The organism is Methylobacterium cerastii (assembly GCF_022179125.1).
Taxonomy (GTDB): Bacteria; Pseudomonadota; Alphaproteobacteria; order Rhizobiales; family Beijerinckiaceae; genus Methylobacterium; species Methylobacterium cerastii.
In genome coordinates, this window is sequence record NZ_BPQG01000021.1 from 38,332 (window position 1) to 47,603 (window position 9,272).

General features: G+C 69.2%; 9 protein-coding genes, 1 tRNA gene and 1 pseudogene. 2 read left to right on the forward strand and 9 right to left on the reverse strand.

Annotated elements, in window-relative coordinates:
• Positions 1-156 precede the first annotated feature (156 nt).
• The 3 genes from MFF13_RS07815 to MFF13_RS07825 form a co-directional block, all read right to left on the reverse strand.
• Positions 157-882: an RlmE family RNA methyltransferase gene (locus MFF13_RS07815; RefSeq protein WP_238271772.1), complete on the reverse strand. Its 726-nt coding sequence runs from the start codon at positions 880-882 to the stop codon at positions 157-159.
• The gene (locus tag MFF13_RS07820) at positions 879-1,967 is read right to left on the reverse strand and encodes a Ppx/GppA phosphatase family protein (RefSeq protein ID WP_147753470.1); all 1,089 of its coding nucleotides are present in this window, start codon (positions 1,965-1,967) and stop codon (positions 879-881) included. The genes MFF13_RS07815 and MFF13_RS07820 overlap by 4 nt, the downstream gene beginning before the upstream one ends.
• 150 nt (positions 1,968-2,117) lie before the next feature.
• Positions 2,118-2,591: a response regulator gene (locus MFF13_RS07825; RefSeq protein WP_147753471.1), complete on the reverse strand. Its 474-nt coding sequence runs from the start codon at positions 2,589-2,591 to the stop codon at positions 2,118-2,120.
• Positions 2,592-2,899: 308 nt separating this feature from the next.
• On the opposite strand from MFF13_RS07825, the gene MFF13_RS26360 reads away from it, so the two are divergent.
• On the forward strand, positions 2,900-3,721 hold the full coding sequence (locus tag MFF13_RS26360; RefSeq protein WP_283205815.1) for a cold-shock protein: 822 nt from the start codon (positions 2,900-2,902) through the stop codon (positions 3,719-3,721).
• A 121-nt stretch (positions 3,722-3,842) separates the two neighbouring features.
• Entirely contained in the window at positions 3,843-4,085 is a 243-nt protein-coding gene (locus tag MFF13_RS07840; protein ID WP_238271774.1) for a hypothetical protein, read from the forward strand.
• A gap of 25 nt (positions 4,086-4,110) precedes the next feature.
• Here the strand turns inward: MFF13_RS07840 and MFF13_RS07845 are convergent, their stop codons facing one another.
• From MFF13_RS07845 to MFF13_RS07870, 6 genes and pseudogenes are all read right to left on the reverse strand, one after another.
• Positions 4,111-5,076: an ABC transporter substrate-binding protein gene (locus MFF13_RS07845; RefSeq protein ID WP_238271782.1), complete on the reverse strand. Its 966-nt coding sequence runs from the start codon at positions 5,074-5,076 to the stop codon at positions 4,111-4,113.
• A gap of 76 nt (positions 5,077-5,152) precedes the next feature.
• Positions 5,153-6,034 carry an ABC transporter permease gene (locus MFF13_RS07850; RefSeq protein ID WP_147814577.1) on the reverse strand — a complete coding sequence of 294 codons (882 nt, stop codon included), beginning with the start codon at positions 6,032-6,034 and terminating at the stop codon, positions 5,153-5,155.
• On the reverse strand, positions 6,034-6,831 hold the full coding sequence (locus MFF13_RS07855; protein ID WP_238271784.1) for an ABC transporter ATP-binding protein: 798 nt from the start codon (positions 6,829-6,831) through the stop codon (positions 6,034-6,036). Before MFF13_RS07855 ends, MFF13_RS07850 begins: the two co-directional genes overlap by 1 nt.
• A gap of 181 nt (positions 6,832-7,012) precedes the next feature.
• A tRNA-Lys gene (locus tag MFF13_RS07860) sits at positions 7,013-7,088 on the reverse strand.
• 141 nt (positions 7,089-7,229) lie between these two features.
• A complete protein-coding gene (locus MFF13_RS07865) occupies positions 7,230-8,792 on the reverse strand; it encodes a 2-isopropylmalate synthase (protein WP_238271785.1) in 1,563 nt (520 codons plus the stop codon).
• Between the two features lie 396 nt (positions 8,793-9,188).
• Positions 9,189-9,272, reverse strand: a pseudogene (locus MFF13_RS07870) (DNA-binding response regulator); the annotation flags it as partial.

The following is a 9,272-nucleotide window of genomic DNA, read 5'->3' on the forward strand; positions in this document are numbered from 1 at the left end:
TCGCACCCAAGAACAATCAGGATAGGCGCGGACTGAGTGGATCAGCCGACGGCGGCGAGCAAAATCGGCGAACGGCGCCTGATCCCTCCCTCAGGCGTCGCCAGCTTTCGACAGGACGACGGGTGCCCGTTCGCGCAGCGTCCGAAACGCCGCGACTCAGTCCTCGTCCGCCTCGGCGAGGGCCGGGGTCGGCCCGCGATAGCCGGTCGCCAGCACGTAGAGTTCGCTCGAATCGGCCCGGCTGGCGTTCGGCTTGACGTGGCGGACCAACGCGAAGTCGCGCTTCAGGTCGGAGAGCAGCGCGCCCTCGGTGCCGCCCTGCAGCACCTTGGCGAGGTAGGCGCCGCCCGGCGCGAGGATCTCACGCGCGAACTCGGCCGCCGTCTCCGCAAGGCCGATGATGCGCAGGTGGTCGGTCTTCTTGTGCCCCGTGGCGTTGGCGGCCATGTCCGAAAGGACGAGGTCGGCCGGGCCGCCGAGAAGGCCGGTGAGGCGCTTCGGAGCCTCGGGATCGAGGAAGTCGAGAGTGATGAACTCGACATTCTGCATCGGCTCGATCTCGAGCAGGTCGATGCCGACGATGCGGCCGGTCTCGCCGACGACCTTCGCCGCGACCTGCGACCAGCCGCCGGGCGCCGCACCGAGGTCGACGATGCGCTGGCCGGGCTTGAGCAGCTTGAACCGCTCGTCGATCTCCATCAGCTTGAAGGCCGCCCGCGAGCGGTAGCCCTCGCGCTTGGCCCGCTGCACGTAGGGATCGTTGAGCTGCCGCTCGAGCCAGCTCTTCTGCGAGTGGGTGCGCCCACGGCCGGTCTTCACCCGCTGCTTGAGCTCTCCGCGGACTCCACCGGTCGCGCCCGCTCCGCCACGCCTGTCGGTCACCGGTAGCCCCCGCGGCGCCAGACGCCGTCTTCCCGCATCATGTTCATCAAGAGTCCTTCGCGCAGGCCGCGGTCGGCGATGCGCAGGCGCTCGGCTGGAAACGCCCGGCGGATCGCCTCCAAGATCGCGCAGCCGGCGAGCACCAAGTCGGCACGGTCGCGGCCGATGCAAGGGTTCTCGGCCCGCTGGTCGAGGCGCGTGTCGAGCAGGTCGTCGATCGCGCCCGAGACCTCGGCGTCACTCATCCACAGTCCGTCGACGCGGCGGCGCTCGTAGCGAACCAGACGCAGGTGCATCGCCGCGATGGTGGTGACGGTGCCCGATGTGCCGAGCAGGTGGAAGCCGGGGGCGATCGCCGCCGCCGCCGCACGGATCGCGAAGGGGCCCAGCATCTCGGCCACCTCCTCGACCATGCCCTCGAACATCATCCGCGTGACCTCGGAGCCGCCATGGCGCTCGGCCAGGGTGACGACGCCGACGGGCAGCGAATCCCACGCGCGGATGCGAAGCGTCGGGTCGGTCGAAGGGTTGGCGGCCGCGCCGTCGAGCCAAGCGATCTCGGTGGAGCCGCCGCCGATGTCGAAGATCACGACGGATTCGGCCAACGGGTCGGCGAGCGCCGCGCAGCCGGTGACGGCGAGATAGGCCTCGGTCTGCCGATCGACGATCTCGAGATCGAGGCCGACCTCCGCGCGCACCCGCGCGACGAAGTCGGCGCCGTTCACCGCGAGCCGGCACGCCTCGGTGGCGATGATCTTGGCCCGGCCGACGCCGCGGGCGCGCATCTTCCCCTTGCAGATCCGCAGCGCGTCGATCGTCCGCTCGATCGCCGCCTCGCTCAGGCGGTCGGAGTTTCCGAGCCCCTCGCCGAGCCGGACGATGCGCGAGAACGCGTCGATCACCCGGAATCCGTGCGAGGACGGCTCGGCGATCAGCAGCCGGCAATTGTTGGTGCCGAGGTCCAGGGCCGCGTAGGCGTTGCGGCGCGTGTCGCGATGCGAGACCACGGGGGCGGAGCCGGGTGCCCCTGCCGGTGGCGCGCCCTGGGGGCGGGCCGGCGCGGTCGCGCCACTCTCGTCCCTCATCGGCGTCGCCGCGCTTTCCCATCCTTGGCCCCGGCGAGGAGCCCGGCCATCATTCGCGTCCGACCCTACTCGCTCGGCGGCGAACTGCAACGTCCGTTCGCAGCACCCGGCCCTGCATCCACGGTCGCCCGTGGCGAACGCTCTGTGAAATCAGGCCATCGCCTTGGCGAGGCTCGCGGCGCGGGAGGTGGGACGCAGCAGGCTCTTCACCTGGGAATAGGGGCGCGGCCGGTTGATGACCTCGTCGAGGCGCGACCACAGCGTCTTGGGCGAAAACGGCTTTGCGATGATCTCGTTGACGCCGAGGTTGATCGCCCGATCGACGACGTTCCGGCGCGGCTGGGCGAGCATCAGGATGATCGGGATCGTCGGGCAGGGCGAGGTCGAGGGCGTGCGGGCCAGCCGGATGAACTCCTCGCCGGAGAGGATCGCGAGGTCCCAGTCGATGATCGTCAGGTCTGGCTTGCTCTCGGCCAGCACGCCGAGCGCCTCGGCCCCGTCGGGCGCCTCCAGCACGCGCTTGATGCCGACGCGCATCAGCATGTCGCGCACGATTCGGCGGATGTAGAGGCTCTCGTCCACGACGAGGGCGGAATAGTCCGGGAAGGTCGGGGTCGCGATCATTCGGGGGGCGGCACGCGGGCCCCGGCGGAGGCGGGAGCCTGTAGCTCTGCATACGCCACCGCCCTTTGCGCTTCCCTAACGGGGCGGCACCGCGTCGCGCCGCCCGGGTGCGCCGACGAGAAAGTGATGGAACTCTCGGTGGATCGACAACAAGGTCCTTGCGGTCAAGCCCCAATTGCGTCAGGACTGAGGCGTTATTCTTGGTTACCGCGACCGGGGGTAATGGGAGTGCGGGGCGTGAGCTGTCTGGGATGGCGCGCACGCGGTGTTCGAGACGTGGTCGGCGGACGGTTTTTGGCGAGCTTTCGATGGGACGTGGTCGTGATTTCCGGGGGCCGCAGAAGCGCGGCTTCGATGAGGGTGGCGCAGAGCCGAGATGGCCTGATCAGGCTCCCCCGAGTGGCGGCGGATACGGTGGCGGCGGCTTCGGCGGCGGTGGCGGTGGCGGCGGATACGGTGGTGGCGGCGGCGGCTTCGGCGGCGGCGCTCCCCGGGCTGCGGCCGCCCCCACGGGCCCGGAGCGCGACGCCACGGTGAAGTGGTTCAACAAGGAGAAGGGCTTCGGCTTCGTCGAACTCGGCGACGGCTCGGGCGACGCCTTTCTCCACATCCGCGCCGTCGAGGCGGCCGGCCATGACGACCTGCAGCCGGGCACCCGGCTCACCGTCCAGACTGCGCAGGGCCAGAAGGGCCCGCAGGTCACCAACGTGACGAGCGTCGACACCTCGACGGCCGAGGCGGCTCCGCCCCGGCGCGAGATGCGCGATGCGCGTCCCCCGCGGACGGGCGGCTTCGGCGCCCCCGGCGGCGGCTACGGTGCCGGCGGCGGTGGTTACGGCGGCGCCGGTGGCGGCTACGGCGGAGCGGGTGGTGGCTACGGCGCCGGTGGCGGTGGTGGCCGCGTCGCCTCCGGTCCCTCGACCGAGATGCAGGGCACCGTGAAGTGGTACGACCCGGCCAAGGGCTTCGGCTTCGTGTCGGTGAATGACGGCGGCAAGGACGTGTTCGTCCATCGCTCCGCCCTGTCGCGCGCTGGCCTCGAGTCGCTGGCCGAGGGTCAGACCGTGACGCTCGCAGTGGTCGACGGCCAGAAGGGCCGCGAGGCCCAGAGTATCAACGTCGACGATTGATCGTCGCCGAATCGGACGAACGCGGCGGTCTCGCTTCCGCCGCGTTCCCGGTGAGATTGCAGACGGCGGTCCCTTCCAGGGCCGCCGTTTCGCGTTTCGGATCGACAACCGGACAAGCTGCATGCGTTGCACCCTTTCGCTCGTCCTGGTTCTCGGGCTCGCGACATCCGCGCAGGCCGAGGATTTCACCGGCGCCTATGCCGGCGTGAACCTCGGCTACGGTTTCGAGCGCGGGCGGGATGCGAAGACGTCGGGTGCTGTCCCGGGAGCGCGTGCGGGGACGCCCAGCGCCAACGACCTCCCGCCGAGCGCGTCGCTGGCCGCGAAGTCGCTCCGCGCATCGCGCCCGGCCGCCTCGCGCTGAGAGATGTCGGCGCGCACCACGGGGATTACTGCCCCGCCATCGCCTTGATGATGAAGTCGCGCCGCACGAAGCTCGCGTAGTCCGGCTGGGCCGCGAGGTTGCCGAGGGCGATCTGGGTGTCGAGGGCGATCTTTAGGGCATCCGGAGTGATGTCGACGCTCGCGGGATAGACCTTGTCGCCCATCATGCGCTTCACCGCGGCCTCGACGACGGTCGGGTCGAGGTTCGGGAACTCCTTCTTCGCGACCGCGACCGCCTTGGCCGGCTCGGATTGCATCAACCGGATCGCCGCCTGCATGCCGTTGACGAAGGCCTGCGCCACCACGGGATCCACGTCCTTGCGCGCGCTCACCGCTGAGAAGGCGTAGGGCCCGTACTTCTCGGGGAAGCCGAGGACGACCTTCATGCCCTTCGCCGCGACCTGGTCGAGGCCGGGCTCGTACAAAACGGCGACTTTGGCCTGGCCGGCCAGGAACGGGCCGGGCTCGGTGCCGAGCTGTACCTGCGTCAGCGTCACGTCGTCCTTCGACAACCCGTTCTCCTTGAGGAGCTTCAGGAACAGCGAGGTGCTGGTCGTCGGCATCAATCCGGTGACGATGGTCTGGCCCTTGAGGTCCTTCACGTCCGTGAACGCGAAATCCGGCGTCGTCGCGATCCAGACGGCCGCACCGTTGACGACGTTGGCGACGACGCCGACGGGGGCACCCTTCGAGGCCGCCACCGCGGTCCATTCCGGACCGTGGATCGAGAACTGCGCGCTCTTGGAGATCACCGCCGACAGCGCGACGCTCGGGGCGCCGGCGGTCTCCTTGGTGACGTCGATGCCGGCCTTCTCGAACAACCCCTCGTCGAGGGCCACGTAGAGCGGCAGGTAGAGCATCGATTGGAAGGCTTGGCTCACCGTCGCCTTCAACGCCGCCGCCGAGGCCGGCGCGGCTCCCAGCAGCCAAGCCGCGGCGACGGTCGCGAGGAGGGGACGGCGCTGGATCATCGGGGCCACTCGTTCTGCAAAGGAAAGGGCAGGGAAGGGGGAAAGGGCAGTCGCGCGCGACGCGGCGGCCTGGAGCTCAGACCTGAACGCTGCCGGCGGTGTCCACCTGCCGCCACGGCAGGATGCGGCGTTCGGCGAAATCGATGACGTGGTAGAGCAGGAAGCCGACGAACATCAGCACGAACAGCCCGACCCAGACGGCGTTGAGGTCGTAGAGCGACGAGGCGTTGTAGATCAGGTGGCCGAGCCCCGCCTGGGACGAGATGAACTCGCCGACGACGGCGCCGACGAGGGCGAAGCCGATGTTGATCCGGAACATCCCGATGATCGCCGGCAGCGTCGAGGGCACGATCACCGAGCGGAAGATCCGGTTCTTCGAGGCCCCCATCGAAGCCAGCAGCGCCTGCAGGTCGGGGTCCGCGTCCCGGGCGGCCTGATACGCCGCGATCAGCGCCACCAGGGCGGTGAGCGAGACCGCGAGCGCGACCTTCGAGATGAAGCCGGTGCCGAACCAGAGGATCACGATCGGCGCCAGCGCGATCTTCGGCACCGAGTTGATCGCCACGATGAACGGCTCGACGATCCGCGCGACCAGCACCGAATACCAGAGCCCGAGGCCCGCTGCGGAGCCGAGGACGGTGCCGATGACGAAGCCGAGGATGGCCTCCACCACCGTGAGCCAGGTGTCGTGGACGAGGCTGCCGTCCAGCACGCTCTTCACGAACACCCGCCAGATGCCCGAGGGGGCGCCGACCAGAAATTCAGTGAGCCATCCGGCGTCCACCGCGATCTCCCAGCTCGCAAAGAAAACCGCCACGGCCAGAATCTGGATCAGGCCGCGCCCGAGGGTGGTGTCGACCGCGCGCGCCAGGGCACCCGGTCTGCGGCGGGTCGCGGCCGGTGTCGCCGGGCTCTGCGCCGTTGGCGCCTGGTCTTGCGAAAGGCTTTGGATCGCCATCAGGCCGCCCTCGCTCGGGTCTGGATGTCGAGTTCGCCGCACAGGGTGTTGAAGTATTCCGAGAAGCGCGGATCGCTGCGGGCGCCGATCGGCGACCGATCGTTGAGCGCGATATCGTGCACTGCCTTCACCCGGGCCGGCCGGTTGCCGAGCACCACCACGCGCTTGGAGAGGGCCACGGCCTCGTCGATGTCGTGGGTCACCAGCACGACGGTCTTGTGGAACGTCTCGACGGCGTCGAGCAGCACGGCTTCGAGGTAGAGCCGGGTCTGGTAGTCCAGGGCCGAGAACGGTTCGTCGAGGAGCAGGATGTCCGGGTCCATGATCAGCGTCCGGATCAGCGCCGCGCGCTGCCGCATGCCGCCGGACAGAGTCTTCGGGTAGGCGTTCTCGAAGCCGGAGAGCCCGAAGCGGGCGAGGTAGTCCCGCGCCGTCTCGGTCGCGGCCCGGGCGTCGACGCCCTTCATCTCCAAGCCGAGCATGACGTTCTGCAGAACGGTGCGCCAGGGGAACAGCAGGTCCTTCTGCATCATGTAGCCGACGCGCCCCGAGAGCCCGGGCACGATCTCGCCACGGAAGCGCATCGTGCCCTCGTCGGGTTCGAGCAGGCCGGCGATGACGTTGAAGACCGTGGTCTTGCCGCAGCCGGACGGCCCGATGATGCTGACGAAGTCCCGCTCGTAGATGTCGAAGTTCAGCCCGTCGAGCACCGGCACCGCGCCGCCCCGAGATGGGAACGCCTTCCGGATGCCCCGCAGGGCGAGCTGCACGTCCCGACCGTTCGCAAGCGCATCCATCGACGACTCCACCGCTGGGGCGGAGCCGAGCAAGGCCTGGGCCAATCGGAATGCAAAATGCAGATTCGAGGCTGTTCGGGTGGCTTCACATCGACGCTCGCGCCCGGAGGGAACCCCCAAACGAACAAGGGCAAGACGCGTCGCCGCATCCTACCCAAGATCGTATAAGTCCGAAATTCTTTGGTGGGCGCACTAGGGTTCGAACCTAGGACCCGCTGATTAAGAGTCAGCTGCTCTACCAACTGAGCTATGCGCCCGATCGCCTGAGCGACCCGCCGCGGTCCACCAAGTCCCGCTGCAATGCGGGCTGATACCAACCGGGCCGGGGGCTGTCCACCCCGCGAGTGAGGTTTTTGCCCGCGGGCGGGGATTTTCCCCCGGCTCGGTCGGTTTTCGGACTACTCCGCCGCCGCGTGCTGCGCATGGATGCGCACGGCGGAGGCTGCCAGCTTGTTCAGCGCCGAGAGGTAGGCCTTGGCCGATGCGACCAGAGTGTCCGGGTCGGCGCCGCGCGCGGTGATCGAGCGCTCGCCCGCCTTCAGGCGGACCGAGACCTCGGCCTGCGCGTCGGTGCCGGCGGTGACCGCGTGGACCTGGTACAGCTCGAGCTGCGCCTCGTGCGGCACGAGCGCCTGGATCGCGTTGAACACCGCGTCTACCGGCCCGTTGCCGTCGGCCTCCTCGGTGAGCGTCTTGCCGTCCAGGGCGACCTTCATCGTCGCCCGCTGCGGCCCGCGTGTGCCGGCGATGACCGAGAGCGACACCAGGCGGATGCGGTCGTGCGCGGTGGCGAGGTTCTCGTCGACCAGCGCCTCGATGTCCTCGTCGTAGACGTGCTTCTTGCGGTCGGCCAAGGCCTTGAACCGCTCGAACACGTCCTGCAGCTGGTTGTCGGACAACTTCAGGCCGAGCTCTTCGAGCTTGGACCGGAAGGCGGCCCGGCCGGAATGCTTGCCCATCACCAAATTGGTCTTCGTGACGCCGACGGAGGCCGGGGTCATGATCTCGTAGGTCTCGGCGTGCTTCAGCATGCCGTCCTGGTGGATGCCGCTCTCGTGCGCGAAGGCGTTGCGGCCGACGATCGCCTTGTTGAACTGCACCGGGAAGTTGGTGGCGTGGCTCACGAGCTTGGAGGCGCGCGTCAGCATCGTCGACTCGATGCCGGTCTCGTAGGGCAGTACGTCGGAGCGGGTGCGGATCGCCATGACGACCTCCTCGAGCGCCGCGTTCCCCGCGCGCTCGCCGATGCCGTTGATCGTGCACTCCACCTGCCGCGCGCCGCCTTCGATGCCGGCCAGGGTGTTGGCGATCGCGAGGCCGAGGTCGTTGTGGCAATGGACCGAGAAGATCGCCTTGTCGGCATTCGGCACGCGCTCGCGCACCGCCTCGAACATCGCGCGGTACTCGCCCGGCGTGGCGTAGCCGACCGTGTCGGGCAGGTTGATCGTCGTCGCGCCGGCCTTGATCGCCGCCTCGACGCAGCGGCACAGATAGTCGATCGGGGTGCGGGTCGCGTCCATCGCCGACCATTCGACGTCGGAGACGAGGTCGCGCGCCTGCGCCACCGTCTTGAGGATGATCTCGACGACCTCGTCCTCGGTCTTGCGCATCTGGTGCGCAAGATGGATCGGCGAGGTCGAGACGAAGGTGTGGATGCGGCCTTGGCGCGCATGGCGCACCGCCTCGCCGGCCCGCGCGATGTCGGCGGGGATGGCGCGGGCGAGCCCGGCGATGGTGGCGCGCTTGGCGCGTCGTGCGATCTCGGACACGGCCTCGAAGTCGCCGTTGGAGGCGATCGGGAAGCCGGCCTCGATCACGTCGACGCCCATCGCATCGAGCAACTCGGCCACGGCGAGCTTCTCGTCCAGCGTCATGGTCGCGCCCGGGCATTGCTCGCCGTCGCGCAACGTCGTGTCGAAGATCACGACGCGGTCTTTTTTCGTCTCGGAAGTGCTGGTCATCTCGTGTCAACCCTGTCGCGGCGCCCTCCGCAATGCGGACCGGGCTGCCTTCGAAGCCTGAAGATTCGGCCGTGCGATCCCCTGAAGGCCTAGGCGCGCGCCCGGACGGCCCTCAGGGGCGGGTAAGCAGAAGCGTGCGGAGGGCGCGCGTCGGCGACGCCGCGGACGCGGCCTCGATTGCGACGGGTGCTGAGCCGGCGCTGGCCAAGGCTCGTCTCTCCTCGGCGCCGACCTCGGGACCGCACGGAGATGTGCGGGGCCGGCGACGCAGGGGTCGTGGATATCCCTCCGCGGCGGCGAAGACAAGCGCGGCCATGGGACGGGCTCTCGCAAAGAAAAAGGCACCCGCGGAGCGATCCGCGGGTGCCTCGGATGGAATGGCCGCAGGAGGACGAGTCAGACGGCGATGCGCTCTTCGGCGTCCATCGGCTCGCGGAGCACGTAGCCGCGGCCCCAGACCGTCTCGATGTAGTTCTTGCC